Raw genomic sequence first — 26,250 nt, 5'->3', positions numbered from 1 at the left:
CCAGCGCTTCAGACGGCCGGGGCAGGTTCGATGGTGACAGTCTCGGCATTCGTCTCCACCTGCAGCAGCGCCGCGGCCATGGCCCGCAAGTGTGCGGCATCCTTGGTGGATAGATAGCGGTCGCGCGGCATGGCGTCCGCGCCGGCCGCCAGATCGAATTCGACGAGCTTGCGCGCCAGCTGGCGGGCGATGGCGCTGCCGGTGTCGACGAGCGCGAGCTGGTCGCCCACCATCGCGCGAATCGTCTCCGCAAGGAAAGGGTAGTGGGTGCAGCCGAGCACGAGTGTGTCGGCGCCGGCCTCGAGCATCGGGGTCAGGAATGCGTCGAGCTTGTCGCGCACGGCCGGCCCGGACACGTCGCCTTGCTCGATCAGCGGCACCAGGCCCAGGCCGGCCTCGCAGACGAAGCGGCTTTCGTCCTGCAGCGACATCAGCAACCGGTTGAACTTGGCGCTCTTCAGTGTGTTGGCGGTGGCCAGCACGCCCACCACCTTGCTGCGGCTCGCGGCCGCTGCGGGCTTCAGCCCCGGCTCCACGCCGATGATCGGCAGCGTCAGTCGATCGCGCAGCGTCTGCACCGCGTGCATCGTCGCGGTGTTGCAGGCGATCACGAGGGCCTTGCAGCCCTGCGCCGCCAGCCACTCGCAGACCTGCAGCGTGCGCGCCTCCACGAAGTGCTCGGGCTTCTCGCCATAGGGCGCGTAGCGGGAGTCAGCCAGGTAGAGCAGCGATTCGTGCGGCAGCAGCGCGCGGATCTCGCGCAGGACGGACAGGCCGCCAAGGCCAGAATCGAAAACGCCGATAGGTGCGGGATTCACGTGGGGCAGAAAGTGAAGAGCATTCAAACAAAAAAGCCGGGCCACATCGACCCGGCTTTCCTGTGTGGAGAACCTGCGCGAAGCAGGTTCGCCGGTGCCGCCATTATGCCGCCGCGACCGGGATCTTGCCGATCTTGGCCTGCCATTCGGCGGGGCCCGTCTTGTGCACGGACGTACCCGAGCTGTCCACGGCTACCGTCACCGGCATGTCCTTGACGTCGAACTCGTAGATCGCTTCCATGCCCAGGTCTTCGAAGGCCAGCACCTTGGCGCCGCGGATTGCCTTCGACACCAGGTAGGCCGCGCCACCCACGGCCATCAGGTAGGCCGACTTGTGCTTCTGGATCGCTTCGATCGCCACGGGGCCGCGCTCGGCCTTGCCGATCATCGAAATCAGGCCGGTCTGCGACAGCATGATCTCGGTGAACTTGTCCATGCGGGTGGCGGTGGTGGGGCCAGCCGGGCCGACCACTTCGTCGCGCACCGGATCCACCGGGCCCACGTAGTAGATCACGCGGTTGGTGAAGTCGATGGGCAGCTTCTCGCCCTTGGCCAGCATGTCGGCGATGCGCTTGTGCGCGGCATCGCGGCCGGTCAGCATCTTGCCGTTGAGCAGCAGCGTCTGGCCCGGCTTCCACGAAGCCACTTCTTCCGGCGTCAGCGTGTTCAGGTCCACGCGCTTCGACGTCTCGGTGTTCGGCGCCCACTCCACCTTCGGCCAGGCCGACAGGTCCGGCGCTTCCAGCTGGGCCGGGCCGCTGCCGTCCAGCGTGAAGTGCACGTGGCGGGTGGCCGCGCAGTTCGGGATCATCGCCACGGGCTTGGATGCCGCGTGCGTCGGCGATGCCATGATCTTGACGTCCAGCACGGTGGCCAGGCCGCCCAGGCCCTGTGCGCCGATGCCCAGCGCGTTGACCTTCTCGTACAGCTCGACGCGCATTTCCTCGACCCAGTCCTTCGGGCCGCGCGCGATGATGTCCTGGATGTCGATGGATTCCATCAGCGATTCCTTGGCCATCACCATCGCCTTTTCGGCGGTGCCGCCGATGCCGATGCCAAGCATGCCCGGCGGGCACCAGCCGGCGCCCATCGTCGGCACGGTCTTCAGCACCCAGTCCACGATGGAGTCGGACGGGTTCAGCATCACGAACTTGGACTTGTTCTCGGAGCCGCCGCCCTTGGCCGCGACCTGGATGTCCACGGTGTTGCCCGGCACGACCTCGTAGTGAATCACGGCCGGGGTGTTGTCCTTGGTGTTCTTGCGGGCGCCTTCGGGCGGGCTGACGATCGAGGCGCGCAGCACATTGTCCGGGTGCGTGTAACCACGGCGCACGCCTTCATTGATCATGTCCGTCAGGCCCATGGTGGCGCCATCCCAGCGCACGTCCATCCCCACCTTGACGAAGATCGTGACGATGCCGGTGTCCTGGCACAGCGGGCGCTTGCCCTCCGCGCACATGCGGCTGTTGGTCAGGATCTGCGCAATCGCATCCTTGGCGGCCGGACTCTGTTCCAGCTCATAGGCGCGGCCCAGGCTGGTGATGTAGTCCATCGGGTGGTAATAGCTGATGTACTGCAGGGAGTCGGCGACGCTCTGGATGAGGTCTTCTTGCTTGATGACTGTCATTTTGTGGGGGAGGGCAGCGGTGAAACACAGCCCGGGATGATACACCGTGACGGCGACGGTTGCGGAGTTGCATACAGCCGTCGACATCACGAAAAGCGATCAAGGCTTCACCCGGAAGGGCCGGGCCGCCTCAGTGCGCCTGTTGCGGCGCACCCGCGGCCGGCGCATGTCCTGCCGCGTGAGGGTGGGACACCATGCGGTCCACCCAGGCCATGGCCAGCGCGGAAAGCAGGAAGGCCACATGGATGATGCCTTGCCACATGATGGTGTGATGGGAGCGCTGGTCGGCATCGATGAATGTCTTCAGCAGATGGATCGATGAAATGCCGATCAGCGCCATCGACAGCTTGACCTTGAGCACGCCCGCGTTCACGTGGTCCAGCCACTCGGGCTCGTCCGGGTGGTTGTCGATACCCAGTCGCGAGACGAAGGTCTCGTATCCGCCCACGATCACCATGATCAGCAGGTTCGAGATCATCACCACGTCGATCAGGCCCAGCACCACCAGCATGATCTTGGTCTCGTCATAGGTGGTGACGTGCGACAGCAGGTGCCAGACCTCATGCAGGAAGTGATAGACGTAGACGCCTTGCGCAATGATCAGGCCGAGGTAGAGCGGAAGCTGCAGCCAGCGGGACGCAAAGATGATGCGGGGAATAGGGCGAAGAGGGGGGTAGGCCATGGGCAACGCAGGGAGGTGATTGTAAATGTCGCAAGACAATCAAAGTGGGGTGTGATTGTACCTTGCGCCCTATGACAATCGAAACCGTCACATCCGGTTTATCGGGGGCCTCCCGGTGCCCCTTGCGTCAGTTCCCGTCTGGCGTTGCCTGATCCGGGCGACTCCGCAGCGCGCGTCGTGCCATCGGCCCTGGCAAGCTGGCCAGCGCGATCCCGCCCAGCACGCAGGCCAGCGCCACGCCGTGCGCCCAGCCCGGCCGCTCGCCCAGGAAGGCGATGCCGTACAACGCAGCCGCCACCGGCAATACGGACGTGAACACGCCCGCCAGTTGCGCCGGCACATGGCGGATGCCCTTCATCCAGAGCCAGAACGAGAACACGCTGGCCGATAGTGCGTACCAGAGCAGCATCGCCCAGGTGGTGCCGGCCACGCTGCCGAAGTCGAACGTCAGCAGCGGCAGCAGCCCCAGCGGCAGCATCAGCGCACCGCCGATCAGGTGGGTGTATGCGCAGATCTCGATCGCAGCCAGCGTCTGCGAGAGCCGGCGCGACAGGATCACGTAGATCGATTCGCACACCACCGCGCCCAGGATCATCAGGTTGCCGACCAGTGCCTGGCCACCGGCCAGGCCGCCATGATCTTCGCCGCCACGGGCGATGTTGAGCACGGCGATGCCAGCGACCGCCAGCAACACTGACGCCACGGTCCGGCGCGACAGACGCTCCCGCAGCCACAGCCAAGAGAGGATGGCCACCGTGGCCGGGATCGTGCTGGTGATCACGCCCGCGGCCATCGCGCTGGTCAGTCGCACGCCGCCCAGCATCAGCAGCGTGAACATGAACGTGCCGAAGAACGCCATCAGGAACAGGTTGCGCCATTCGCCTCGCGACACCGTGCGCATGCGCGCGGGCCGATACCACGGCGACAGGCACACGATCGCAATCACGAAGCGAAGCAACGCGAACAGCAGGACTGGTACCTCAGCGATGATGGACTTCCCCAGGCCGACGTTGCTGCCAACAAGGGCCATCGCGGCGATCAGGAAGAGTGCGTGGACGGGCAAGGCGAGTGCAACCGGGAGATGGGAGCGGCGCCGGAAAACGGCGAACCGGGAGGTGCCGCGAAAAATGATGGGAGCGCCACGAAATGCTCGCATGCGGCGTTCGGGTATAGGGCTCGGCGCATTATAGCTGTGCTAACGTAGTAGAGCCGACTGCACTTGCGCCCCCGTCTCCCGCTTTTTGCCTGCTGCGCCGCAGCATCCGCCAAGGATGCCGCGCGTGCCTCCACCGTCAGGTTTAAGTAAGCCGCCGGGCGTACCTTGCAGCGAAGCTGTCAAAGTCAAACAGGAGACAACCCATGTCCGCCATCGAGTCGGTGATGCAGGAGCATCGCGTTTTCAATCCCCCCGAGTCGTTCGCCAAGTCTGCGGCGATCCCCAGCATGGCGGCCTACCAGGCCCTGTGCGACGAAGCCGAAAAGGACTACGAGGGTTTCTGGGCGCGCCACGCCCGCGAGCTGCTGCATTGGGACAAGCCGTTCACCAAGGTGCTGGACGAGAGCAACGCGCCGTTCTACAAGTGGTTCGAGGACGGCCAGCTCAATGCCTCCTACAACTGCCTCGAGCGCAATATCGAAAAGGGCATCGGTGACAAGACCGCCATCGTCTTCGAAGCGGACGACGGCACCGTCACCCGCGTCAGCTACAAGGAACTGCTGGCGAAGGTCAGCCGCTTTGCCAACGGGCTGAAGGCACTGGGCATCAAGAAGGGCGACCGCGTCGTCATCTATATGCCGATGTCGGTCGAAGGCGTGGTGGCAATGCAAGCCTGCGCCCGGGTGGGTGCCACGCACTCGGTGGTGTTTGGCGGTTTCTCGGCCAAGTCCCTGCAGGAACGCCTGGTGGACGTGGGCGCCGTGGCGCTGATCACGGCCGACGAACAGATGCGCGGCGGCAAGGCGTTGCCGCTGAAGGCGATTGCCGATGAGGCGCTGGCGCTGGGCGGCTGTGACGCCGTGAAGCACGTGGTGGTCTATCGCCGCACCGGCGGCAAGGTGGCCTGGACCGAAGGCCGCGACCGCTGGATGGACGAAGTTTCCGCCGGCCAGCCGGACGCCTGCGCGGCGGAGCCCGTCGGGGCCGAGCACCCGCTGTTCGTGCTGTACACCTCCGGTTCCACCGGCAAGCCCAAGGGCGTGCAGCACAGCACCGGTGGCTACCTGCTCTGGGCGCTGATGACGATGCGCTGGACGTTCGACGTCAAGCCTGACGATCTCTTCTGGTGTACCGCCGATATCGGCTGGGTCACGGGCCACACCTACATCGCCTACGGCCCGCTGGCCGCCGGCGCCACGCAGGTCGTCTTCGAAGGCGTGCCGACCTTCCCGAACGCCGGGCGCTTCTGGGAAATGATCCAGCGCCACAAGGTCAGCATTTTCTACACGGCGCCGACGGCGATCCGATCGCTGATCAAGGCCGCCGACGCTGACGAGAAGATTCATCCGAAGCAATACGACCTGTCGAGCCTGCGCCTGCTCGGCACGGTGGGCGAGCCGATCAACCCTGAAGCGTGGATGTGGTACTACAAGAACATCGGCAACGAGCGCTGCCCGATCGTCGATACGTTCTGGCAAACCGAAACCGGCGGTCACATGATCACGCCGCTGCCGGGCGCCACGCCGCTGGTGCCGGGGTCGTGTACCTTGCCGCTGCCCGGCATCATGGCCGCGATCGTCGACGAGACCGGTCAGGACGTGCCCAACGGCAGTGGTGGCATCCTGGTGGTCAAACGTCCGTGGCCGTCGATGATCCGCACGATCTGGGGTGACCCGGAGCGCTTCAAGAAGAGCTACTTCCCCGAAGAGCTCGGCGGCAGGCTGTATCTGGCCGGCGATGGCTCGATCCGCGACAAGGAAACCGGCTATTTCACGATCATGGGCCGGATCGACGACGTGCTGAACGTGTCCGGGCACCGCATGGGCACGATGGAAATCGAGTCCGCGCTGGTGGCGAATCCGCTGGTGGCCGAGGCCGCCGTGGTGGGGCGTCCCGACGACATGACCGGCGAGGCCATCTGTGCATTCGTGGTGCTCAAGCGTTCGCGTCCGGACGGCGAGGAAGCCGTGAAGATCGCCACCGAATTGCGCAACTGGGTTGGCAAGGAAATCGGTCCGATCGCCAAGCCGAAGGACATCCGCTTTGGCGACAACCTGCCCAAGACGCGCTCGGGCAAGATCATGCGACGGCTGCTGCGGTCCCTGGCCAAGAACGAGGAAATCACGCAGGACACTTCGACACTGGAAAATCCGGCCATCCTGGACCAGCTGAAGCAGGCACAATAAGACGCTGACGGGCCCAAGCCCCCCAAGCCACGGCCCGCCGGCGCCCCACGCGCTGGCGGGCTTTTTTTGCACGGACGAACCGCTCGCCAACGTGACCCCTACCTTCGCTCATGCCTGACGCCCAGTCGCGCTTCCGCCGCCGGCTGATGTTGTACTACGGCCTGTTCACCCTCGGGCTGTTCGGCTTTGTCGGCATGATGGGCTTGCTCGAGCATTCCAACGCTGACGCCCTGTGGCTCGGCTACGTGTTCCTGTTCGTCACGATTGCGATCTATGCGTGCATCGGGCTGATCTGCCGGACATCGGACCTCACCGAGTACTACGTGGCGGGGCGACGCGTGCCCGCGTTGTTCAACGGCATGGCCATCGCCGCGGACTGGATGAGCGCGGCATCCTTCATCGGACTGGCCGGCATCCTGTTCGCTTCCGGCTACGAGGGGCTGGCCTACGTGATGGGCTGGACCGGCGGCTACTGCCTGGTGGCGTTCCTGCTCGCGCCATACCTGCGCAAGTACGGCGGCTATACGATTCCCGATTTCCTCGCTGCCCGCTACGGCAACGGCAAGCCTGGCGGCAACATGCCCGTGCGGGCGATTGCCGTGCTGGCGGCATCGCTGTGCTCGTTCGTCTATCTGGTCGCCCAGATACAGGGGGTGGGGCTGATCGTCACGCGCTTCATCGGCGTGGAGTTCGCGGTCGGTGTGTTCTTCGGGCTGGCCGGCATCCTGGTCTGCTCGTTCCTGGGCGGCATGCGCGCGGTCACCTGGACGCAGGTTGCGCAGTACATCATGCTGATCGTGGCGTTCCTGCTGACCGTGTCGCTGATCGCGTGGAAGCATCACCATGAGGTGTTGCCGCAGGTCAGCTACGGTTCGCTGCTGGTCCAGATCGACAAGGCCGAGAAGCGGCTGGATCGCGACCCCGCCGAGCTGCAGGTGCGCGAGATGTTCCGCCAGCAGGCGATCCAGCTGCAGGATCGCATTGCGCGCCTGCCGCAATCATTCGATGAGGAGCGCAACGCGCTGGACGCGAAGCTGCTGGACCTGCGTGCCCGCAACGCGCCGCTGCGCGAGATCAAGGGCGTCGAGCGCGAACGGCAGGCGTTTCCGGTGGATGTGGCCGATGCCCAGCAGCAGTGGGGTCAGATGCGCGAAGACGCGCTGGCACGCAGCCAGCCGCTGACGCCGTCGACCGAGCCATATCCCGCACCGTCCGAGCAGGATCGCAAGACCAAGCGTCTGAATTTCGTGCTGCTGGTGTTCTGCCTGATGCTGGGCACGGCCAGCCTGCCGCACATCCTCACGCGGCTCTACACCACGCCATCGGTGAAAGAGACGCGCAACTCCGTGGCCTGGGCGGTGTTTTGCATCGCGCTGCTGTATGTGTCGGCGCCCACGCTGGCGGCGCTGGTCAAGGTGGAATTCTTCCAGCACCTGGTCGGCACGCCGTACGCGGAGCTGCCGCAATGGGTGGTGCAGTGGCGCAAGGTGGACCCGCCGGTGTTCGGGATTCGCGATGTCAACGGCGACGGCATCGTCCAGTGGGCGGAAGTCCTGATCCAGCCAGACATGATCGTGCTGGCCGCCCCGGAAATCGCCGGCCTGCCGTATGTGATCTCGGGGCTGGTGGCGGCCGGCGCGTTGGCTGCCGCGCTGTCCACGGCCGACGGACTGCTGCTGACGATCGCCAACGCGCTGTCTCACGACGTCTACTACCACATGATCGACCGGCAGGCGAGCCACCAGCGGCGCGTGACCACGGCCAAGATCGTGCTGCTGGGGGTGGCGCTGTTCGCGTCGTACGTCACGTCGCTGCGGCCGGGGAATATTCTGTTCCTGGTAGGGGCGGCGTTCTCGCTGGCGGCATCGAGCTTCTTCCCCGTCCTGGTGCTGGCGATCTTCTGGCGCCGCACGACAGCAGCCGGCGCCGTGGCCGGCATGGCCACCGGTCTGGCCGTTGCGGTCTACTACATCTTCGTCAACTATCCGTTCTTCACGCGGATGACGGGGATTTTTGGCAACCGCTGGTTCGGCGTGGACCCGATCGCCTCGGGCGCCTTCGGCGTCCCGGCAGGCTTCGCCGCGGCCATCCTGGTGAGTCTGGTGACGCCGAGAAACGCCCCGGTCATCGACCGCATGGTCAACTATCTGCGCAAGGGGTAGGCGAGGAGGGCGGTTGTGCCCGCGCGACGGGAAAGGGGCTGGACAGGCTGACAAGCTCTGCTATAATCGCGGACTTCCCGGAGAGATGGATGAGCGGTTTAAGTCGCACGCCTGGAAAGCGTGTATAGGTTAATAGCCTATCGGGGGTTCGAATCCCCCTCTCTCCGCCAGAATTCAATGCCCGCGCAAGCGGGCATTTCTCATTTGGAGAGAAGCAAGCCATCGGCTTGGCTTGCGTGGGGGCTTCGAAGGGATTCGCTTGCAAGCGAACCCGGAATCCGCGGCCTGCGCATGTGTAGGCGAATCCCCCTCTCTCCGCCACAGTATTCCTCAAGGCCTTGCGGGCGATTCCAGATCGCGCGCCGGGTCACGAGCAAAGGGCTGGGTCACTTTACCGTGACCCGGCCCTTTGCTATTGGCGGTATCGTTCGCTCCGCCTTGCGTCGACAGACCCGCTTCGTGGTCTTCGATTCCACGTGCGAAGGAACGCCCCCACGCACCCAATCAGATCGCCCCCGCCTCACGCAGAAGCCACGGGCGGATGAATCCACGCCGGAAGCTGCCGCACCAACTGCCTGGCCGCCGCGCGCACTTCCTCCAGCGCTTGCTCGATGATGGGCGACAAGGATGAGCCCTTGCGTCTGACGATGCCGACGGATCGGATCGGGCCATCTTCGATCTGGCAAAGTCGCATGCCCTGCAAATCCAGAAGCGGCATGACGCCCAGGTAAGGTTGAATCGCGATGCCCACTTCCTGGCGCACGAACCCCGTCGCGGTGGCCACCTGGTCAAATGAAAGTTTCGGTCGGAAGACGACGCCTCGCTGCAGGAAGGCCGCACTCACATATTCCTTGGCGGTGCTTGCATCGGTGCCGCTGATCAGTGGAAGGTCGACAAGCTCTTCCATGCGCATGGTTGGTCGCACCAGTTTTTTCCATGCCGCTGGTGCCAGCAGGGCAAAGCGGTCGCGCATGACTTCCTCGTACTCCAGTTCGGGGTGCGAGGGGGCGGCGGACGCCAGGGCGAAATCCACCTGATAGTTGATCAGGCGCTGGATCGTGGACGCATTGGTGCCGTCATGAATGGTGAAGCGTGTCCCGGCGAAGCGGCTCTCCAGTTTGGCGCACACGCCAGGCAGCACGGCGTTCGCGAGCGATGGGATCGCGGCGATGGCCACGTGGTTGGATTCCAGGTCGGCCAGGCTCTGCAGGCGTTGAAGGCCGCTGTCGTATTCGCCGACCACGCGCCTTGCCAGTGAAGTCATGCGTTCGCCGGCCGGCGTCAGGCGCACCGAGCGCGTCGAGCGCTCGAACAGGGTGACGCCCAGTTCCGCCTCCAGGTCCTTCACGGCTTTGCTCAGCGATGGTTGCGTGACGAAGAACTGCTCGGCCGTGCGGCTGAAGTTGAGCGACTCGGCAAGCGCCAGGAAGATTCGGAGCTGGCGGGGGATCACATTCACGCTGCGTTCCTTTGATCGTGCGGGTTGGACCCTTCGCGCCACGGCGAAGGGGGGCGATTAATTCCTTAATCCTATCATTGGATAGATATAAAGAATTTCACTTATCAATCGCCGCTACTTACGATGTGCACCACGTCGGCGGATGTGACCGCCCAAGGCGCCATACGAGGAGCGCCGTACAAGGAGATAAGTCGAATGTTCAAACTGACCAACAAGGTTGCCCTGATCATGGGGTGCGGCTCCGTGGCACAAGGCTGGGGTAACGGCCGGACCATGGCAGTCCTGATGGCCCGCCAGGGCGCCACGATCTTTGGCACCGACCTGCACCTCGAGAACGCGGAAGATACGCGCAAGCGCATCGAGGAAGAAGGCAACGTGGCAACGGTGGTGCGGTGCGATTCCACCAAGGCTGAAGACGTGGAGCGCGCGGTGAACGGCTGCCTCGAGCAGCACGGGCGCATCGACATCCTGGTCAACAACGTTGGGCTGTCGCAGCCTGGTGGTCCCGTGGATATGACGGAAGCTGTCTGGGATGCGCAGATCGAAGTGAACCTGAAGGGTGCGTTCCTCGCCTGCAAGCACGTACTGCCCGTCATGCGCAAACAGGGCGCCGGTTCGGTCATCAATGTGTCGTCGGTTGCCGGCCTGCGCTACGTGGGCAAGCCCCAGGTCGCCTACGCCGCGGCCAAGGCTGCGCTGATCCAGTTCACGAAGACGACGGCCGTCATTCACGCTGCGGAGGGTATCCGCCTGAACTGCGTGGTGCCCGGGCTGATGCAAACGCCTCTGCTCGACAACCTGGTCCAGAAGTACGCGCAAGGCGATCCGGATGGCTTCCTCGCGCGCCGGAACAATCAGATTCCGATGAAGCATATGGGCGATGCCTGGGACACGGCCCATGCCGCCCTGTTCCTGGCAGCCGACGAGAGCCGGTACGTCACCGGCACGGAGATCGTCATCGACGGCGGCCTGATCGCAAGCACGCCCTGATTCCGACATCGGCGTCCAGCCGGGCACAGGTGCTCGCGGACGCGGGGCAGACCATACCAGAAAAAAATAGGAGACAAAGATGGCATCCTTCTATCGGAGGCTGTTCAATGCCGCGGTGTTCGCCCTATGCGCCGGCGCCAGCGCATTGGCCTCGGGGCAGACGTACCCGCACCAGCCGATCCGGCTGATCGTACCGTTCGCGCCGGGCGGCGCTGTCGACCAGACGGCGCGCATCATCAGTGTGGCCCTCGGCGAGAAGCTCGGGCAACCCATCGTGATCGAGAACAAGCCGGGCGCAGGCGGATCCATCGGCGCGGCGGAGATCGCCCGTGCCAAGCCCGATGGCTATACGCTGATGCTGGCGCTCGATACGCAGGCGGCCAACTACCAGATCATGAAGGGCTTGCGGTACGACACCTTCAAGTCCTTCGACTACCTGAACCTGCTGGTGACGACGCCGCAAATCCTGGTGACCCGGGGCGATCTCCCCGTGAAGAACCTGGAAGAGTTGATCGCGTACCTGAAAGCCCACCCGGGCACGACCTACGGCACCTCGGGGCTTGCCTCCGCGGGGCACGTCAACAGTGCGCAGATGGCCCTGGCCCGTCAGCTCAAGACCACTCACGTTCCGTACAAGGGCGCTGCCCCGATGATCACGGACCTGCTGGGCGGGCATATCGACTTCGCCTTCGCCGGCATATCGGTGCTGCTCCCCCATATCCAGGCGGGCAAGGTCCGGGCAATCGCCGTGGGCTCGTCGAAGCGGTCTGCCCTGTTGCCGGGTGTTCCCACGATGAGCGAGTCCATCCCGGGGCTTGAATATCCCACCTGGGTCGGTCTGGTCGCGCCGAGTGGACTGCCGGCGGACACGCGGAACAAGATCGTGGCGGCCACCTCGGAAGTGATGCGCAACCCGGAAGTCGCGAAGCACTTCGCCCAGAACGGATTCGACATCGTGAACAGCACGCCTGATGCATTCAAGGCGAGACTGGCAAAGGATGCCGGTACGCTTGAAGACCTGATCCGGCGCAAGGTACTGGGCAGCGAACCCATCTGACCTTTGTGTGAATGCGGCCCCGCCATGGCCGCGTTCGCCAGACAACCTGCTACCAATCTACCCATGATCGTTTCATTCAATCCCTCCACGGGTGCGGAGCTCGGCCGCTATCCGCTCGATCGCCCGGAAGATGTCGAACGCAAGCTGCAACGCGCGGCGCAGGCGCAACAGGCCTGGCGCATGCGGTCGGTGCAAGAGCGCTGCGTGCTTCTGGCGGAAGTAGCCAGGGTGCTTCGCCGTAACCGCGAGCAATATGCGGCGATGATCACCGCCGAGATGGGGAAGCCGCTCGCGGAAGCCGAGGCCGAAATCGAGAAATCGGCGTGGACTTGCGACTTCTATGCCGATGCCGCGCCGGGCTTCCTCGCCGACGTCCGCGTTCCGAGCAATGCGGCGGATAGCCGCGTGGTGTTCGACCCGCTGGGCGTGGTTCTCGCGGTGATGCCCTGGAACTACCCGTTCTGGCAGTTCATTCGATTTGCCGCCCCCGCACTCGCCGCGGGAAATGCGGCCCTGCTCAAGCATGCCAACAACGTGCCCCAATGCGCGCTGGCGCTGGCGGACGTCTTCCGGGAAGCGGGCGCGGTCGAGGGCCTGGTTTCCACGTTGATGATCGATGCATCGGAGGTGGCCGGCGTTCTGGCCGATGCACGCGTTGCGGCGGTGACGCTCACCGGCTCGACGGCCGTTGGCAAGCTGGTTGCCGCCCAGGCCGGTAGCCTGATGAAGAAGCAGGTCCTGGAGCTCGGCGGTTCTGATCCGTTCATCGTGCTGGCCGATGCGGACGTGGAGGCTGCCGCAAACATGGCTGTGAAGGCGCGGTTCTCGAACACGGGCCAGAGTTGCATTTCCGCCAAGCGCTTTATCGTGGAAGACGCCGTTGCAGACCGCTTCGTCGCCGCCTTCTGCGCCGCCACACGCAAGTTGCGAGTCGGCGACCCGACGGATCGCAGCACAACCGTGGGCCCGCTGGCGAGATCTAATCTGCGCAGCGATCTCCATTCGCAAGTGGAGCGCAGTGTCAGCGCAGGCGCCGTGGTCGCGCTGGGTGGCCATCCGGTCGAAGGACCGGGCTTCTTCTACGCGCCGACCATTCTGGACCGGGTCACACCAGACATGGCCGCAGCCGTGGAGGAAACGTTCGGGCCTGTTGCGGCAGTCATTCGGGTCGGTAGCGCTGACGAGGCCATCGCGATGGCGAATGCCACCGAGTTTGGCCTGGGCGCGGCACTCTGGACCGGCGATCTGGAACGGGCCCACTCGCTGGCCCGGCGCATCGAGGCTGGCGCGGTGTTCGTAAACGGCCTGGTTGCCTCCGATCCGCGATTGCCATTCGGTGGCGTCAAGCAATCCGGCTACGGCCGCGAACTTGGCGAGTTCGGTATCCGCGAGTTCACCAATATCAAGACAGTGTGGGTTGGCCCTGCCCACTGAACCTATTCCTTATCTTCGAGGCAATGCCATGATCAAGACAGAATCCAATGCCGTGCTGCTGAAGCCCGACACCATCAAAACGCATGAGCGCGGCGGCGGTGCCCGCACGACGCCCCTGGTGGGGAAGGGGGCGGGCGCCACGGCTTTCATCACGGGCTATACCGAGTTCGGCGGAGGCGCCGAGATTCCTTTCCATCACCACAATGCCGAAGAAAGTGTTGTGCTGATCGATGGCGAGGCGATCTTCGATATCGATGGACAATCGATTCCCGTCAAGAAGGGCGACGCCACCTTCATTCCCCCGAACGTGCCGCATCGCTTCCGCAATGCGTCGGCGACGGCGCCCATGAAGATCCTGTGGATCTATGGTTCCACGGACGCGAGCCGCACCCTTGTGGAGACCGGCGAGACCCGCCCCATTGCCGCCGAGCACAACAGCTAAAGCGATAGCGGTTCCGCCCAGCCGCGCTCGGTTGCGTGCGGCTGGCTTCCGGGAAACCCGAGCTGGCGCCGCATCACGTCGGCACGGTTCTGCCTTTGAGAAGAGCTGTCGAACGCCCGCGCGTTCATGCTCCGGCCCGCGTCACGCGATTGCGGCCGTCCCGCTTGGCCTGGTATAGCGCTTCGTCGGCGCGGCCGTAGGCGTATTCGAACGTGCGCCCCTCGGCGGTCCAGCTGACGCCGAAGCTGGCCGTCACCTCGCGGTCGACCGGCGCGGGGAAGCGGTATCCGGCGATGGCCTCGCGCATGCGCTCCGCCAGGCTGGTCGCTTCGTCCAGCGTCAACCCGGGCAGTAGCGCGGCGAATTCCTCGCCGCCCACGCGGCCAATCGCGCCTTCCGTGCCGACTGCGTTCTTCAGGCAGGCCGTGACGCCGCAGATGACGGCATCGCCGACCGGATGGCCGAAGGTGTCGTTGAGCCGCTTGAAATGGTCGATGTCGAGCACGATCAGCGCCAGGCTGCCGCGCGCCAGTGCCGCGGTGGCACGGTCGATGACGGCGCCGCGGTTCAGTGCGCCGGTCAGCGTGTCGTGCGTCGCGCGATATTCCAGTTCTTGCGCCAGTTCCTGCAGCCGATGGTTGAGCCGGTTCATTTCCAGCTCCTCGCGATCGCTGCGGCGGATCAGCCGGCGCGTCTCCCGCATCAGGCGCTCGTAGTAGCTGATCAGCTGGCCGAGCGTATGGCGATAGGCCTCCTCGCCCGCATCGACATCGCAAAACACGGCCCTGGCATGGGCCAGGGCGCTGTTCTCCGATTCGAACAGGTCGGGCTCGGACATGGCGACGGGAATGACGGGGGCGGTGGCAGCTGGAACGGCAGCGGCAAGCGGCGGGTTCAACTGCCGGTCGTCACTTCGTCAAAGAACGCGATGGCCGGGAAGTCGGCTTGCAGTTCCTGACCGAACTCCAGGATGGTGTCGTCGTCCTCGTCGTGAAACCAGTGCAGCCGGACGCGGTTGCCACGCTCGGCGGCTTCGTTCAGTGCGTCGAACATGCTGAACAGCATCTTGGTGCTCGAACTGTTGAAGTAGGTCAGCGCCACGTTGACGGTGACTTCGGCGCCTTCGCGCGCGGCCAGGTACTTGCGCAGGCGCACGATGGCCTCGCCGTAGAACACCGCGGCGTTCTCGGGGTAGGACTCGCCCTTGAGCGAGAGGACGTGCCGCTCGAAGTCGAAGCTGACCTCGGGCGAGGTCGGCGTGGCGGCGATGAACAGGTTTTCCATGGCAGGCTCTTGTCGATACCGTCAGATCGTGGCGACGAGCTGGAACATCGTCGAGACCGGATCGGTATCGATCGGCTGAAAGTTGTACTCCAGGGGTGCGCTGGCATCGCGCGCCATCGTCAGGAAGCCGAGCCCGGCTCCCTTGCTGCCTTGCGGCGCCTCGGCGCGCAGGGTCTGCTTGTAGGCTTGCTTGATTTCGTCGAGCGTCATCGTGCGCAACGGCTCCAGCGTGGCACGCAGCTGATGCACGCGCGCGGTGGCCACGGGGTTCGAGCACATCAGGCGATAGTGTTCGTCCACCATGCTGATGCACACGGACCCGTGACGCAGCTGCCCGTTGTCCTGCGTGGGCGGCGTCAGCGCGTCGGACGAGTAGTGCACGATGTTCTGCGCCATTTCCACGAACGATGAAAACAGCTTGCGGCGCGTGGTGCCATCCACGCCGCTCACGGCGAGTTGCAGGCGTACCGCGTCGGACATGGCGGCGATGATGTTCTGCGAGAAGTACCCGACGTAGTAGAAGATCACTTTACGTTCCCGAGCCATCGCGAAGAAGGGCTCATATTCATGGTCAATCGATTGTGCGGCGGACAGTGCGGGTTGTGCGACGGTCATGTGGGGGCGAATTGGCGCGCCGTGAGGCTAGCGGGCGCGGAAGCAGAAGAAGGTCAGGTCATCCCGGCGGCGATGCGGGCCCTGCCAGGCGCGATGCACCTCAAGCACCGCCTGGCTGATCTGCACGGCCGGGGCGTCGCGGCTGGCGCGGATCGCTTCGCGCATCCGGCGCTTGCCGAAGGCGATCTCCTTCGGGCCGCCGATCTGGTCGATCAGCCCGTCGGTGGTGACAAACACGAGCGTGCCGGTGCGCGTCGGCACCGTGCTGTTTTGCCACGCGAAGTCCATGTCGGTATCGACGTAGCCCACGCCCATCCGGGCGCCATTGAGCATTTCGCCTTCCGCGTCGCCGGGTTGCAGCACGAACAGCGCGGACTTGGCGCCGGCGAAGGTAAGCTGCCGCGTGGCGTTGTCGAACCAGAAGAAGGCGGCATCCATGCCGTCGTCGGACGCCGATGCGCCGCCGTGGCCTTCCAGCTGGCCATCCGGCTGGCTACCCATCTGGCCGGGCATCTGGCCCAGCATCTGCTTGATGCCGCGGTTGACGGCCATCAGCAGCGCACCGGGATCGCGCGGGCCTTGCTGTTCGATGGCCTGCGTCAGCAGCGACGAGGCGATCAGTGTCATGAACGCGCCGGGCACGCCATGTCCGGTGCAGTCGGCCAGCGCGGCGAACCAGCCGTCCTCGAACGCGGCAAAGTGATAGAAGTCGCCGCCGACCACGTCGCGCGGCTCCCACACCAGTGCGGCGTCGGGCAGCGTGGCCGCCAGCGTTTCGCGCGACGTGCGCAACATCGCCCGCTGGATCGTGCTGGCGTAGTCGATGCTGTGCATGATCTGGCGATTGCGCTCGGCCTGCATGTCGGCCACCACGCGCATCAGCTGCAGGCCCTGGCCCAGGCCGATGAACTTGCCGTCACGCGCGATGATGAAGCCGTCCGCGAGTGCTTTCTCGCCATACTCCACGGCGCGAAAGGTCAGGGCGTCGATGCTCATGGCCGCATCCACCACGAGCGGCTCCTTGTCCATGAACGCGATGCAGCTCTTGCGGTTGTAGAGCTCGCGGTGATACGGCTTGCTCATCTGCGACAGGAAGATCGACCGGTTGATCAGGCCGATCGGCCGGTCGGCCTCGGTCACCGGCAGGCAGGCCAGGTCGCGATGCACGGCAAAGACCTCGAGCACGTCCTGGTTGGTCTGGTCGGTGGTGACAGACGGCGTCGCAACGGCCAGATCCTCCGCGCACGGCTGCCGGAAGCGCGGACGGGCAGCGAAAGGATCAACCAGGACGCCGGACATGACGGGAGGAGCCAGTGATGGAAAAGTGGCCCCGAGTTTAGGCGGCGTGCGTGTCGTCTCCGTGACGTTTTTCCTTGCGAATCAAAGGTTAAAGCCCCTCTGGAGTGGGGTGGCGGCAGCAGCGCTTCCGCCTGGCCCACGCAGCGGGCTCCCGGTCTTGCCGGCGTGGGGCGGCAGGTCTTCGTGGCCACGATGCCGAATTTGCATGAAGGCAGGGCAAGCCATGTGGAAGAATGTCTTGTTTTCCGATCCCGTTTCTTGATCCCTTTAGCGTGTCCGCCATGTCCGAAGCCGTCGTCTACCTGAATGGGGAGATCCTCCCCCTGTCCGAAGCCCGCATCCCCGTACTGGATCGCGGCTTCATCTTTGGCGACGGCATCTATGAAGTCATCCCGCTCTACAACGGCAAGCCGTTCCGCGGCCAGCAGCACCTGGCGCGCCTGAAGCGCAGCCTGGCCGCGATCGGCATTCCCGATCCGTACAGCGAGGCCGAATGGCTTGCGCTGATCGATCGCGTGGTGCAAGCCAACGGCCTGTCTGACCAGATGGTCTACATGCAGGTCACGCGCGGCGTGGCAAAGCGCGCGCATGCATTCCCCAAGGACGTCACCCCCACCGTGCTGATCATGACCAACCCGATGGCGCTGCCGCCGGCGGCGGCCGTCGAAGCCGGTGTCGCCTGCGTGACGATGGAAGACCGTCGCTGGCTGAACTGCCAGATCAAGTCGACCTCGCTGCTGGGCAACGTGCTGGCCGCGCAGGTCGCCGCCGAGCATGGCGTGACGGAAGCCATCCAGTTCCGCGACGGCTTCCTGACGGAAGCGTCGTCGTCGAACGTGTGGATCGTCAGGAAGGGTCGCCTGGAGGCGCCGCCCAAGGACAACCTGATCCTGGAAGGCATCCGCTACGGCCTGATGGAAGAACTGTGCGCGGCGCTGGATATTTCGCTGGAAGCCCGCCGCATCACACGCGACGAGGTATTTGTCGCCGACGAGGTCATGATTTCCTCGGCCAGCAAGGAACTGCTGGCGGTCGTCACGATCGATGGCCGAACCATCGGCACCGGCAAGCCGGGCCCGGTGTTCCAGCGGCTCTACGCGGGCTACCAGGCGGCGAAATCGGCCCTGTAAGCGGTGCTGTGACCGCCCGGTGGCCGCGTGCTAGGATGCCCGCGGACGAACCACCGAAAGGAGGCCAGTCATGGCCAAGCGCGAGCGCAGCCGGCGTGTCCTGAAGGAAGAGGTCAGCCGGCGCATCCAGCAGATCGACGAGATCGCCGACGATGGGACGCTGATCCGGGTGCCGGACCCCCAGCCGCACGAGCGGGATGCCCGCGGCCGCAACTGGGATATGGGCCGCTTTGGCAACGCGCGCGGCTTCGAGGCCGCGATCCGCGCCGTGGTGGACGAGGTGCGTGAAGAGTTCGACCTCGGCGACGATCCGCCAGGCAGCGTGCCGAACCCGTTCGGCGATTAGTCGCCGACGCGGCGCCAACGGGTCCCTTCGTATTCCTAGTGTGGCAGGCCGGGGGAACTAGCCTGCGGCTGCCAGCCCTCGATGGCCCGTGCCGGCAGCGGCTGCGAGAACAGGAAGCCCTGGCCCACGTGGCAGCCCTGGTCGAGCAGGAACTGGCGCTGGAAAGCGGTCGTGACGCCCTCGGCCACCACCGTCAGGTTCCGCGCCCGGCCGATACGGATCACGGCTTCCACTAGCGTGCGCGTGGGCTCGCTGGTTTCCAGGTCCACCAGGAAACTGCGATCCAGTTTGATCTCTTCCACGGGCAGCCGCGTCAGTCGGCTCAGGCTCGAAAATCCCGTCCCGAAATCGTCGATCGACAGCCGCACGCCCAGCTGGCGCAGCGCGGCAATGGTGGCTTCCGCAGCCGGCGTGAGATCGAGGAAAACGCTCTCCGTCAGTTCGATAGTCAGGTCGCCGGCTGGCAGGCCGCTCGCGGCCAGCGCCTGCGCGACCATCTCCGGCAGGCCCGGATCGCGGATGCACAGCGGCGACAGGTTGACCGAGATCGCCGGCACCGCCGCGCCGCGCGCACGCCAGCGGGCCTGCTGGACGCAGGCCTCGCGCACGGCCCAGTAGCCCAGCGCCACGATCAGCCCCGTTTCCTCGGCCAGCGGCACGAAGATGGACGGCGCGATATCGCCGCGCCGCGGATGGGCCCAGCGCGCCAGCGCTTCCACGGCCCACAGGCTACCGGTCGGCAAATGGATCTGCGGCTGGTAATGCATGCGCAACTGGCCCTCCGCGATGGCCTCGCGCAGTTCCTGCTCCAGCGTGCGGCGGTCGCCGAGGCGGCGGGCGAGGGCGCTGTCATACACGCACACGTGGCTGCCCCGCCGCTTGGCCTGGTACACGGCGAGGTCGGCATGGTGCAGCAGCGTCTCGCGGTCGCGCGCGTTTTCCGTCAGCAGGCTGATACCAATGCTCGCCGACGGCGACAGGCTCAGCCCGCGCGAGATGTGGATCGGTGCCGCCAATGCACGCAGAAGGTGCTGCGCCGTGGCCACGGCGTCATCGCGCGTGCAATGCGGCAGCAGCATTGCGAATTCGTCGCCGGACAGCCGGCCCACGGTATCGTGCTCGCCGGCCTCATGCAGCAGGCGCGCGGCCACTTCGCTCAGGAAGCGGTCGCCGGCCACGTGCCCTTGCACGTCATTGACGCGCTTGAAGTCGTCCAGGTCGATGAACAGCAATGCCAGCGGCGTGCCCTCGGCATTGGCTTGCGTCACGGCTTCGTCGGCACGGGCGAGGAGCAACTGGCGGTTCGGCAGGCCGGTCAGCGCGTCGTAATAGGCCAGCCGGTGGATGCGTTCCTGCGCCTGGTCGCGCGTCAGCGCCAGCGCGCAAAGGTGCGCGGCAACGGCCACCAGGTTTTCGTGGAAGGTGTCCGGCAGGCGCGGCTGGGCGAAGCTCAGGGCAAAGGTGCCCAGCACGCGGCCATCGGCGGCGCGCACCGGTGTGGACCAGCTGGCGGCCCAGCCGGCCGCGAGGGCGTGTTCGCGCAGCAGTTCCCAGCGCGGGTCCTGCGCGATGTCGCTGACCGCCACGGGCCGGCCGAGGAAGGCGGCAGCGCCGCAGGACCCCGACTGGAGGCCGATCGGCAGGTTGTCGAAGTGATCGAGGGACGCCGGCTGTGCCGAGGGCATCGCCACCATGCGCAGGCGACCATCGGCCACGCGCATCACGGAGGCCACGGCGCCCGGCGCCATCCGCTCCACTTGCCGGCAGAGGTCGGCCATGATGTCCGCGGTCGGCAGATCCTGCGCCAGCGCTTCCAGCGTCCGGTGCTGGATCGATTCGCGCAGCTTGGTGGCCGTGATGTCGGTCAGCACGCAGACCGCATTGACCAGCCCGCCTTGCTCCTGGGGCTGCGGCGCGGGCCGGCTGCCCGGCCGGGCCATGACCGGGCTGACGGCCACGGACAGCCAGCGCGGCTGGCCGCTCTTGTCGGCCACCAGTGCTTCGCGCTGGAGCGGCCGGCCTTCGGTCAGCGGCGCCAGCAGCGGCGGAATCATCTCCGGGCGGGCGTTGATCGGTTTGAGCAGGTCGTGCCAGAGGCGGCCCACGGCCTGATGGCGGCCATAGCCCAGCAGACGCGTGAAGCCGCCGTTGATGTGGCAGACGATGCCGCGGCCGTCGGTGATCATGACCGGATTCTCGGCATGGTCCAGACACAGCGAAACCATGCGCAGCCCGGCGGGGCTTAGCCCATCGCCACTGTCTTCGCGCAGGAATGCGGCGTACTGCAGGTCGGCGTCATTCGCGGCTGCGGATGCGAGGGTGTCGGGATCGAGGGGAGCAAAGGCGGCCGTGCGCAACTGTGCATGGCGCGTCGTCCCGTCGGGACGCGTGATGGTGAGGTCGAACGCGATGTCGGCGTCGGGCTGGCCGGCCTGTCGCGCATGATGGCCGCCAAGGTCGTCCAGCGCGAGCCGGCTCGCGCATCGCCCTAGCACGGCTGAACGCTGCAATCCCCACAAGGCCTCGGCAGCGGCGTTGAACAGGGTGACCTGATTGCGCGCGTTGACCACGACCACGGCGTCTATTGCCTGCTCCAGCGCCTGGGTACGCATGCTTTCTTGCTTTCTTTTATTGGAATTCGGTGATGCGCGCCCGCGCGGGAAACCCCGCGTCTCGGCCAGACGGCACAGGCGCGAGTGTACGACCGTTCGTGACGGTTGGCGGGCAGGGTTTGCCCGGCATTTCGCATGGCGGGACACGGCGTCAACCCTTCTTCGGGGTCACCGTGGCCGGGGGCGTCAGTGCCGGGGCGGATCTGACCGCATTACCTGGCGAATTAGAGTGTTTCTTCGGTTTCTAGTCGACCGTGACGATGATCGCTACGCGGCGGTTCTCGGCCCGCCCCGCGGCGGTGCGGTTGTCGGACACCGGGCGGGATTTTCCCAGGCCACGCACCTCGATGTGCTCGCGGGGAAAGCCGCATGCGGACAGCAAGCGGGCCACGGCCTCGGCGCGCCGGACGGAGAGCTGCTGGTTGTAGGCAACGGTGCCGGCGGCGTCCGTATGGCCGTCCACGCGCAGCCGCTCGATGCCGGCGGCATTGAGCGCCAGGCCCACGCGCATGACGGCGCCGCGGCGCTCCGGGGTAATCAAGTCTTCATCGAAGCCGAACAGCACCTTGTGCGAGAGACCCAGTTCCCAGCCGTTATCGGTCAGCGCAAAGCCTTCATCCTTCAGCACCGCAATCTGGGCCGGCGTGAGCTTGCCGGGCGGCGGCGGCGGCGCGCTCTGGCAACCGCCCAGCGCCAACGCCAGTGCCACGGCGATGCCCATCGCACCGAGCCACCGGTGGCCCGGTTGGCGGCCGGACTGGCGGGCGGTCGGGCGGGCGGTCGGGCGGAGCGTCATCGCGACCTCCTACACGTGCGCGTCTGGCGGGACGGTCTCGGCGCTGCGCCAGGTTGCGCCTGACTGGCGCTTGGCGCCGTACATTGCGGCATCGGCCGCGTGCAGCAGCGCGGAGCCGGCACGGGCGTGGAACGGATAGACGGCCAGGCCGATGCTGAGCGGCGCGACGATGTGCGTGCCGTCCGGCAGCGCGATCGGGTCCGCCATGACGGCAAGGATGTGCTCGGCCACCAGCACGGCGTCTTCCGGCTGCCGCAGCGGGCCCACCAGCACGGCGAATTCGTCGCCGCCCAGGCGTGCGACCAGGTCGCTCTCGCGCACGCAGGTACGAATGCGCTGGGCGATGCCGACGAGCACGGCGTCGCCGGCGGCATGGCCATAGCGGTCGTTGATGCCCTTGAAGTCGTCACTGTCCAGGTAAAGCAAGGCGGCGTTTTGGTTGCACGCCGCCGCGGTGTGCACGGCATGCTCGAGCGCTTCGGTAAAGGCGGCGCGGTTGAGCAATCCTGTCAGGCTGTCGTGGGTGGCGCGGTGCGCCAGCGAACGGTTCTCATGCTGTAGCTGGTTCTGCCACGCCTCCAGCTCGTCCAGCAGCACGTTGAAGTCTTCCGAAAGCGCGTTGAGTTCCGCGATCCGCGCTGGCGGCAGGCGCTGGTCGAACGCGCGTTCGGACCGCACCGCATGGGCCACGCGCATGAGGTTACGCACCGGGTCGATGATGTGGACGATCATGCGGCTCGACATGTAGTGCGCGCCCACGGCCGTCAGCAGCAGGCACGCCAGCAGGCCCAGCGTGCCTTGCAGCAGGAAATGCAGCAGCGCGATGGGGTCGCCCGCCACGCGCACGCTGCCCACCTGCAGGGATTCGTGATAGATCGGCTGTTCCACCGGGCCGGACGTCAGCAGGTCGCCAGCCAGCCTGCGCAATTGCGGAAAGCGGTCCTGGCCGGGGCGCTGCCATGTGACCAGCGGCTGGTGGTCTCGGTCGAACACCGCGACGGTGGTGACGTCCTCGCCGGCGGCGATGACGGAAAGGGTCTCGGCCGCGGCGGCTTCGTCGCGGAACACGACTGGCGCTTCCAGCGTATAGGCAATGGAGCGCGCCACCAGCCGCAGGTTGTGGTCGGCATAGACGCGTAGCGCGGTCAGGCCGAGCGCCGTCAGCGAAAGCCCGGCCGTGCAGACGGCGATCAGCGCGACGCTGAGGTGGATACGCCGAAGCGTGCTGTAGAGCGTGGGCCGCGCATGAGTGGCAGGCGGCGCGGGTGGGGCGGGCGGAGTAGGCGGGGTAGGGCGCGGGCCGGGCGTGATCATGATGCCGGCGTCTTGCGACGTCCCAGTTGCAGCACACCCGGATGGACATGAATGCCGCTGCGGGCGATGGAATCGAGGTTCACACGGAACGAGACCTGGTTCTCGCGAATGTTCAGGCAGAACATGCTGCCAACCTCACATTCGAAGTCTTCTTCGGCGATGACCAGCACCGGGCGCCCCGTCAGGTCGCCAGCCAGCTTCTTGCGACGCGTATCGGTCATGGTGCCGAGGTACAGCGCATCGCAGTCCGGCGTCAGGGCATCGCTCATCACGTCCACGCGCCGCACCTCGACCAGGCGTCCGGTGGACAGCGTGCCGCCTTCCATCAGCTTGCCGGCGTAGCGGGTGCCGTTGTCAACGCACAGGCGCAGCGTCTCGCGTTCGGCGGGCCAGCGGGCGTAGCTGAGCAGGCTCATGACGACACGCGCGACCGCCTCCGGGCGCGGCACCGGCGCGGCGGCGGGTGCGGAGGCTGGTGCGGCGGCCGAGGCCGGAGATTGTGTTGCCTGTGGCGTCTGTGCGGCCACGGCAGGCGTCAGTACGAGGGGCATCGCGCCAGCCAGCCATGCCAGCAACGCGGCCAGTCCATGGCGGCGGGCGCGGGCGATGCTGAGCCGTGGCCGATCAGGGAGCGGACAACCTGGTTCAGCCATGGGGTGCTGGGGAGGGTGGATGGCGATGCGCGGCAATTTGGTGGCGGTTGGTACTCCAATGGGTGTCGGCACTTGTCAAAAAAACTGTAGCCTGAAATGCACGCGGTGGCACTGGGTCAAACGCTGTAGGTGGGTGCCGGTCGTCTGGATTGGATGTGCTAGAGTTTCTGGACGCGTTTGTCTACGGAGGAGCACCATGGCGACCGAATCCAGACCGCAGCTGAAGGCTTTCGTGCAGACCGCGCCCCAGGCAGGGCGCTATGTGTGGGTCATTTCCCTGGTGGACTTCAGTGCGCAGCAGATCCGGCGCACCATGGTGTCCGACGACACCTTCACGACGTCAGATGCCGCGCGTGTGGCGGGCGACGCCGAACTGAAAGCGATGGCCGCCGATCACTGACGGCCACCGGCGCGGTGGCCCGGTCGGCGCCGCGTAACTTCCCGATACCCTTTCTTACACCGGCCCCTGCGCGGGGTCGGCTAGACTGCTGCCGTAGTCATCACAATATGGAAAAGGGTCCCCCATGACACACCGCACCGTCGTGCGCGCCGTAACGGCCGCCGCCTTGCTCTGGTCGGCAATCGCCTTCGCGCCCAGCGCCATGGCACAGGTCAATATCAACATCGGCATTGGTGTCGCGCCGCCAGCCCCGGTCTACGAAGTCGTACCTGGGCCACGCCCCGGCTACATCTGGCAACCTGGCTACTGGGACTGGGACGACCACTACCACAAGCACAACTGGAAGAAGGGCAAGTGGGCCAAGGCGCGCCCGGGCTACGTCTACGAGTCGCCGCGCTGGGTGCAGGCCAGCAATGGCTGGGTGATGCAGCCGGGTCGCTGGAATCAGGGGCCGGACTGGGACCGTCGCGGCCACGATCATGACCATGACTACGATCATGATCACGACCATGGCCATCGCGGCAAGGGCGGCTACCACTGCCCGCCCGGCCACGCCAAGAAGGGCGAATGCTGAGAAGGGAGCACGGAGCGCCATGCTAGGATCTCCGGACCCGCGACCTGGAGGTTGCTTCAAAATGAAGCGACCTCTCATGCCGGCCGCCGCACAGAACGGCGCAGGCATGGCGCGGGGCAGGGGTCACCCACCCGGAGGCTAGACATGGCAAAGCAGGTCTTCTCGCGTTCGCAGTACCTCGACATCCTCAACGACAGCTTGCGCAAACATCCGGGCTTCCAGCCCGGCATGGCGTTTGTCTTCCTGCCGCCGGGGGCGAGCGCGAGCCAGGCGTCCGGCGTCGGCTGCACCGGTCCGCTGGAGGCCATGCCGGTCTATTGCGAGATCGAACGCGTGGCTTCCGGCCTGATCGAGGTCCGGACCGAGTGAGGCCGGTACAATAGCGGCCTTCCCATCCCATCGAAAGAATTCCCGTGAAGAAGACGGACCTGGAAAAGAACAAAGGCCTCAAGATTGCCCACGACATGAAGCACGCGGCGGCAACGCGTGCGGGCGGCGTGGCGCAGGGCGCGAAGATCGACCGCCGCGAGCAGCGCAAGCTGGATCAGCAGGCTGGCCTGGTGCCGTTTGCCTGCAAGCTGGATGGCAAGCTGGTGACGCGTCTGCAGGAACTGGCCAAGGATCATCCCGGCGGAATGAGCGGCCTGCTGGCCGAGGTGGTGGAAAAGGGGCTGGGGGAATAATTTCCCGGTGATGGTCGCCCCGCTCCGGTGAGGAGCGGGGGCAGGCTGCCAGGCCCGCAGTCCGCGGGCCTTGGTTTTCCCGGATCCCGGGGGCTTTCCCCGGAACTTCCAGTCAGCCTTCGTCTTCCTCGTCGCCGAGGAAGTCGCGGCGAAGCATCCAGTTGGCGATGGCTTCGTCGCACACCTTCTTGAGCTTGTCCTTGTCGGGCAGCTTGTCAAACAGCTGGAAATTCACCAGCGCCATACCCGCATCGGTGATGTAGAACAGACGGTCCGGCTCGTCGTAGTGGACGATACGCCCGTCGATCCCCGATTCCTCGCTGTCGGCCGGCATATCCTCCAGCTCGACCACGCGGCACGTGAAGCGCGGGCTGCGGGTGTGGGTCAGATACTCGAATTCGTCGTGCATGATGTCGCCGCCCTTGCCTGCGATGACGGCGAAACCCCAGATGAACCGGGGCATCGGCAAATCGGACAGATCATCAATCTCGTCCATGGTGTTCTCCCTGATGCGATAGCCCGCATTATCGC

Annotated in this window: 26 protein-coding genes and 1 tRNA gene; 13 read left to right on the top strand and 14 right to left on the bottom strand. The window is 65.8% G+C overall.

Annotated features, from left to right (window positions below; all coding sequences use genetic code 11):
- Nucleotides 1-8: 8 nt before the first annotated feature.
- The 4 genes from murI to BLR29_RS02910 form a co-directional block, all read right to left on the bottom strand.
- Complete coding sequence (gene murI, locus BLR29_RS02925) at nt 9-818, bottom strand: glutamate racemase (protein ID WP_092134475.1); 810 nt, start codon at nt 816-818, stop codon at nt 9-11.
- A gap of 103 nt (nt 819-921) precedes the next feature.
- Nucleotides 922-2,445 (bottom strand): fumarate hydratase, encoded by a 1,524-nt coding sequence (locus tag BLR29_RS02920; protein ID WP_092135402.1) that lies wholly within the window; start codon nt 2,443-2,445, stop codon nt 922-924.
- A gap of 130 nt (nt 2,446-2,575) precedes the next feature.
- The gene (locus BLR29_RS02915; protein ID WP_092134474.1) at nt 2,576-3,127 is read right to left on the bottom strand and encodes a TIGR00645 family protein; all 552 of its coding nucleotides are present in this window, start codon (nt 3,125-3,127) and stop codon (nt 2,576-2,578) included.
- Nucleotides 3,128-3,254: 127 nt separating this feature from the next.
- Nucleotides 3,255-4,190 carry a DMT family transporter gene (locus BLR29_RS02910; RefSeq protein ID WP_092134472.1) on the bottom strand — a complete coding sequence of 312 codons (936 nt, stop codon included), beginning with the start codon at nt 4,188-4,190 and terminating at the stop codon, nt 3,255-3,257.
- Nucleotides 4,191-4,486: 296 nt separating this feature from the next.
- Between BLR29_RS02910 and acs the strand changes: the two genes are divergently transcribed.
- The 3 genes from acs (at nt 4,487) to BLR29_RS02895 (ending at nt 8,801) form a co-directional block, all read left to right on the top strand.
- A complete protein-coding gene (gene acs, locus BLR29_RS02905; protein ID WP_092134470.1) occupies nt 4,487-6,469 on the top strand; it encodes an acetate--CoA ligase in 1,983 nt (660 codons plus the stop codon).
- A 110-nt stretch (nt 6,470-6,579) separates the two neighbouring features.
- The gene (locus BLR29_RS02900; protein WP_092134469.1) at nt 6,580-8,631 is read left to right on the top strand and encodes a sodium:solute symporter family protein; all 2,052 of its coding nucleotides are present in this window, start codon (nt 6,580-6,582) and stop codon (nt 8,629-8,631) included.
- 79 nt (nt 8,632-8,710) lie between these two features.
- Nucleotides 8,711-8,801, top strand: a tRNA-Ser gene (locus BLR29_RS02895).
- A 350-nt stretch (nt 8,802-9,151) separates the two neighbouring features.
- Here the strand turns inward: BLR29_RS02895 and BLR29_RS02890 are convergent.
- The gene (locus BLR29_RS02890) at nt 9,152-10,090 is read right to left on the bottom strand and encodes a LysR family transcriptional regulator (protein ID WP_092134467.1); all 939 of its coding nucleotides are present in this window, start codon (nt 10,088-10,090) and stop codon (nt 9,152-9,154) included.
- Between the two features lie 195 nt (nt 10,091-10,285).
- Here BLR29_RS02890 and BLR29_RS02885 point away from each other — a divergent pair, with 195 nt between their 5' ends.
- The 4 genes from BLR29_RS02885 to BLR29_RS02870 all read left to right on the top strand — a co-directional run bounded on the left by BLR29_RS02885 (nt 10,286) and on the right by BLR29_RS02870 (nt 14,013).
- Nucleotides 10,286-11,080 (top strand): SDR family NAD(P)-dependent oxidoreductase, encoded by a 795-nt coding sequence (locus BLR29_RS02885; protein ID WP_092134465.1) that lies wholly within the window; start codon nt 10,286-10,288, stop codon nt 11,078-11,080.
- Between the two features lie 79 nt (nt 11,081-11,159).
- Nucleotides 11,160-12,137 carry a Bug family tripartite tricarboxylate transporter substrate binding protein gene (locus BLR29_RS02880; RefSeq protein WP_092134464.1) on the top strand — a complete coding sequence of 326 codons (978 nt, stop codon included), beginning with the start codon at nt 11,160-11,162 and terminating at the stop codon, nt 12,135-12,137.
- A gap of 63 nt (nt 12,138-12,200) precedes the next feature.
- A complete protein-coding gene (locus BLR29_RS02875; RefSeq protein ID WP_092134462.1) occupies nt 12,201-13,571 on the top strand; it encodes an NAD-dependent succinate-semialdehyde dehydrogenase in 1,371 nt (456 codons plus the stop codon).
- Nucleotides 13,555-14,013: a cupin domain-containing protein gene (locus BLR29_RS02870; RefSeq protein ID WP_255371069.1), complete on the top strand. Its 459-nt coding sequence runs from the start codon at nt 13,555-13,557 to the stop codon at nt 14,011-14,013. The genes BLR29_RS02875 and BLR29_RS02870 overlap by 17 nt, the downstream gene beginning before the upstream one ends.
- 124 nt (nt 14,014-14,137) lie before the next feature.
- Here the strand turns inward: BLR29_RS02870 and BLR29_RS02865 are convergent, their stop codons facing one another.
- The 4 genes from BLR29_RS02865 to BLR29_RS02850 are packed head-to-tail and all read right to left on the bottom strand — an operon-like array spanning nt 14,138 to nt 17,211.
- Complete coding sequence (locus BLR29_RS02865) at nt 14,138-14,851, bottom strand: GGDEF domain-containing protein (protein WP_092135401.1); 714 nt, start codon at nt 14,849-14,851, stop codon at nt 14,138-14,140.
- A gap of 56 nt (nt 14,852-14,907) precedes the next feature.
- Entirely contained in the window at nt 14,908-15,297 is a 390-nt protein-coding gene (locus tag BLR29_RS02860; RefSeq protein WP_092134459.1) for a DUF1987 domain-containing protein, read from the bottom strand.
- Nucleotides 15,298-15,318: 21 nt separating this feature from the next.
- Nucleotides 15,319-15,891 carry a SiaB family protein kinase gene (locus tag BLR29_RS02855; RefSeq protein WP_092135399.1) on the bottom strand — a complete coding sequence of 191 codons (573 nt, stop codon included), beginning with the start codon at nt 15,889-15,891 and terminating at the stop codon, nt 15,319-15,321.
- Between the two features lie 48 nt (nt 15,892-15,939).
- Nucleotides 15,940-17,211 carry a SpoIIE family protein phosphatase gene (locus tag BLR29_RS02850; RefSeq protein WP_092134457.1) on the bottom strand — a complete coding sequence of 424 codons (1,272 nt, stop codon included), beginning with the start codon at nt 17,209-17,211 and terminating at the stop codon, nt 15,940-15,942.
- Nucleotides 17,212-17,492: 281 nt separating this feature from the next.
- On the opposite strand from BLR29_RS02850, the gene BLR29_RS02845 reads away from it, so the two are divergent.
- Together BLR29_RS02845 and BLR29_RS02840 are read left to right on the top strand one after the other, a co-directional pair.
- Nucleotides 17,493-18,341, top strand: coding sequence for a D-amino acid aminotransferase (locus BLR29_RS02845; RefSeq protein ID WP_092134455.1), 849 nt, complete (start codon nt 17,493-17,495; stop codon nt 18,339-18,341).
- A 70-nt stretch (nt 18,342-18,411) separates the two neighbouring features.
- Nucleotides 18,412-18,687, top strand: a complete 276-nt coding sequence (locus tag BLR29_RS02840; protein ID WP_092134454.1) for a hypothetical protein — start codon at nt 18,412-18,414, stop codon at nt 18,685-18,687.
- A gap of 35 nt (nt 18,688-18,722) precedes the next feature.
- Here the strand turns inward: BLR29_RS02840 and BLR29_RS02835 are convergent, their stop codons facing one another.
- The 4 genes from BLR29_RS02835 to BLR29_RS02820 form a co-directional block, all read right to left on the bottom strand.
- On the bottom strand, nt 18,723-21,299 hold the full coding sequence (locus tag BLR29_RS02835) for an EAL domain-containing protein (RefSeq protein WP_092134452.1): 2,577 nt from the start codon (nt 21,297-21,299) through the stop codon (nt 18,723-18,725).
- A 244-nt stretch (nt 21,300-21,543) separates the two neighbouring features.
- Complete coding sequence (locus BLR29_RS02830; RefSeq protein WP_255371106.1) at nt 21,544-22,020, bottom strand: outer membrane lipoprotein YfiB; 477 nt, start codon at nt 22,018-22,020, stop codon at nt 21,544-21,546.
- An 84-nt stretch (nt 22,021-22,104) separates the two neighbouring features.
- Nucleotides 22,105-23,409 carry a diguanylate cyclase DgcN/YfiN gene (locus tag BLR29_RS02825; protein ID WP_092134449.1) on the bottom strand — a complete coding sequence of 435 codons (1,305 nt, stop codon included), beginning with the start codon at nt 23,407-23,409 and terminating at the stop codon, nt 22,105-22,107.
- Nucleotides 23,406-24,062: a regulatory sequestration protein YfiR gene (locus BLR29_RS02820; protein WP_255371068.1), complete on the bottom strand. Its 657-nt coding sequence runs from the start codon at nt 24,060-24,062 to the stop codon at nt 23,406-23,408. Before BLR29_RS02820 ends, BLR29_RS02825 begins: the two co-directional genes overlap by 4 nt.
- 196 nt (nt 24,063-24,258) lie before the next feature.
- On the opposite strand from BLR29_RS02820, the gene BLR29_RS02815 reads away from it, so the two are divergent.
- The 4 genes from BLR29_RS02815 to BLR29_RS02800 all read left to right on the top strand — a co-directional run bounded on the left by BLR29_RS02815 (nt 24,259) and on the right by BLR29_RS02800 (nt 25,719).
- On the top strand, nt 24,259-24,462 hold the full coding sequence (locus BLR29_RS02815) for a hypothetical protein (protein ID WP_092134448.1): 204 nt from the start codon (nt 24,259-24,261) through the stop codon (nt 24,460-24,462).
- 124 nt (nt 24,463-24,586) lie between these two features.
- On the top strand, nt 24,587-25,036 hold the full coding sequence (locus BLR29_RS02810) for a YXWGXW repeat-containing protein (RefSeq protein WP_092134446.1): 450 nt from the start codon (nt 24,587-24,589) through the stop codon (nt 25,034-25,036).
- Between the two features lie 144 nt (nt 25,037-25,180).
- Nucleotides 25,181-25,405 carry a hypothetical protein gene (locus BLR29_RS02805; protein WP_092134445.1) on the top strand — a complete coding sequence of 75 codons (225 nt, stop codon included), beginning with the start codon at nt 25,181-25,183 and terminating at the stop codon, nt 25,403-25,405.
- 95 nt (nt 25,406-25,500) lie between these two features.
- Complete coding sequence (locus BLR29_RS02800; RefSeq protein ID WP_369804561.1) at nt 25,501-25,719, top strand: hypothetical protein; 219 nt, start codon at nt 25,501-25,503, stop codon at nt 25,717-25,719.
- Between the two features lie 112 nt (nt 25,720-25,831).
- Here BLR29_RS02800 and BLR29_RS02795 read toward each other — a convergent pair whose 3' ends face one another.
- Nucleotides 25,832-26,215: a hypothetical protein gene (locus tag BLR29_RS02795; protein WP_092135396.1), complete on the bottom strand. Its 384-nt coding sequence runs from the start codon at nt 26,213-26,215 to the stop codon at nt 25,832-25,834.
- Nucleotides 26,216-26,250 lie beyond the last annotated feature (35 nt).

The organism is Cupriavidus sp. YR651, assembly GCF_900101625.1.
Classification (GTDB): Bacteria; Pseudomonadota; Gammaproteobacteria; order Burkholderiales; family Burkholderiaceae; genus Cupriavidus.
This window is presented reverse-complemented; position numbering and strand designations above follow the sequence as displayed.

Coding starts and splice junctions, on each gene's coding strand:
- BLR29_RS02820 (WP_255371068.1), bottom strand. CDS start 24,062: ATGGCTGAACCAGGTTGTCCGCTCCCTGATCGGCCACGGCTCAGCATC.
- BLR29_RS02805 (WP_092134445.1), top strand. CDS start 25,181: ATGGCAAAGCAGGTCTTCTCGCGTTCGCAGTACCTCGACATCCTCAAC.
- BLR29_RS02825 (WP_092134449.1), bottom strand. CDS start 23,409: ATGATCACGCCCGGCCCGCGCCCTACCCCGCCTACTCCGCCCGCCCCA.
- BLR29_RS02865 (WP_092135401.1), bottom strand. CDS start 14,851: ATGTCCGAGCCCGACCTGTTCGAATCGGAGAACAGCGCCCTGGCCCAT.
- BLR29_RS02835 (WP_092134452.1), bottom strand. CDS start 21,299: ATGCGTACCCAGGCGCTGGAGCAGGCAATAGACGCCGTGGTCGTGGTC.
- BLR29_RS02830 (WP_255371106.1), bottom strand. CDS start 22,020: ATGGGCATCGCCGTGGCACTGGCGTTGGCGCTGGGCGGTTGCCAGAGC.
- BLR29_RS02840 (WP_092134454.1), top strand. CDS start 18,412: ATGGCCAAGCGCGAGCGCAGCCGGCGTGTCCTGAAGGAAGAGGTCAGC.
- BLR29_RS02795 (WP_092135396.1), bottom strand. CDS start 26,215: ATGGACGAGATTGATGATCTGTCCGATTTGCCGATGCCCCGGTTCATC.
- BLR29_RS02810 (WP_092134446.1), top strand. CDS start 24,587: ATGACACACCGCACCGTCGTGCGCGCCGTAACGGCCGCCGCCTTGCTC.
- BLR29_RS02920 (WP_092135402.1), bottom strand. CDS start 2,445: ATGACAGTCATCAAGCAAGAAGACCTCATCCAGAGCGTCGCCGACTCC.
- BLR29_RS02860 (WP_092134459.1), bottom strand. CDS start 15,297: ATGGAAAACCTGTTCATCGCCGCCACGCCGACCTCGCCCGAGGTCAGC.
- BLR29_RS02800 (WP_369804561.1), top strand. CDS start 25,501: ATGAAGCACGCGGCGGCAACGCGTGCGGGCGGCGTGGCGCAGGGCGCG.
- acs (WP_092134470.1), top strand. CDS start 4,487: ATGTCCGCCATCGAGTCGGTGATGCAGGAGCATCGCGTTTTCAATCCC.
- BLR29_RS02845 (WP_092134455.1), top strand. CDS start 17,493: ATGTCCGAAGCCGTCGTCTACCTGAATGGGGAGATCCTCCCCCTGTCC.
- BLR29_RS02885 (WP_092134465.1), top strand. CDS start 10,286: ATGTTCAAACTGACCAACAAGGTTGCCCTGATCATGGGGTGCGGCTCC.
- BLR29_RS02915 (WP_092134474.1), bottom strand. CDS start 3,127: ATGGCCTACCCCCCTCTTCGCCCTATTCCCCGCATCATCTTTGCGTCC.
- BLR29_RS02850 (WP_092134457.1), bottom strand. CDS start 17,211: ATGTCCGGCGTCCTGGTTGATCCTTTCGCTGCCCGTCCGCGCTTCCGG.
- BLR29_RS02880 (WP_092134464.1), top strand. CDS start 11,160: ATGGCATCCTTCTATCGGAGGCTGTTCAATGCCGCGGTGTTCGCCCTA.
- BLR29_RS02875 (WP_092134462.1), top strand. CDS start 12,201: ATGATCGTTTCATTCAATCCCTCCACGGGTGCGGAGCTCGGCCGCTAT.
- BLR29_RS02815 (WP_092134448.1), top strand. CDS start 24,259: ATGGCGACCGAATCCAGACCGCAGCTGAAGGCTTTCGTGCAGACCGCG.
- BLR29_RS02900 (WP_092134469.1), top strand. CDS start 6,580: ATGCCTGACGCCCAGTCGCGCTTCCGCCGCCGGCTGATGTTGTACTAC.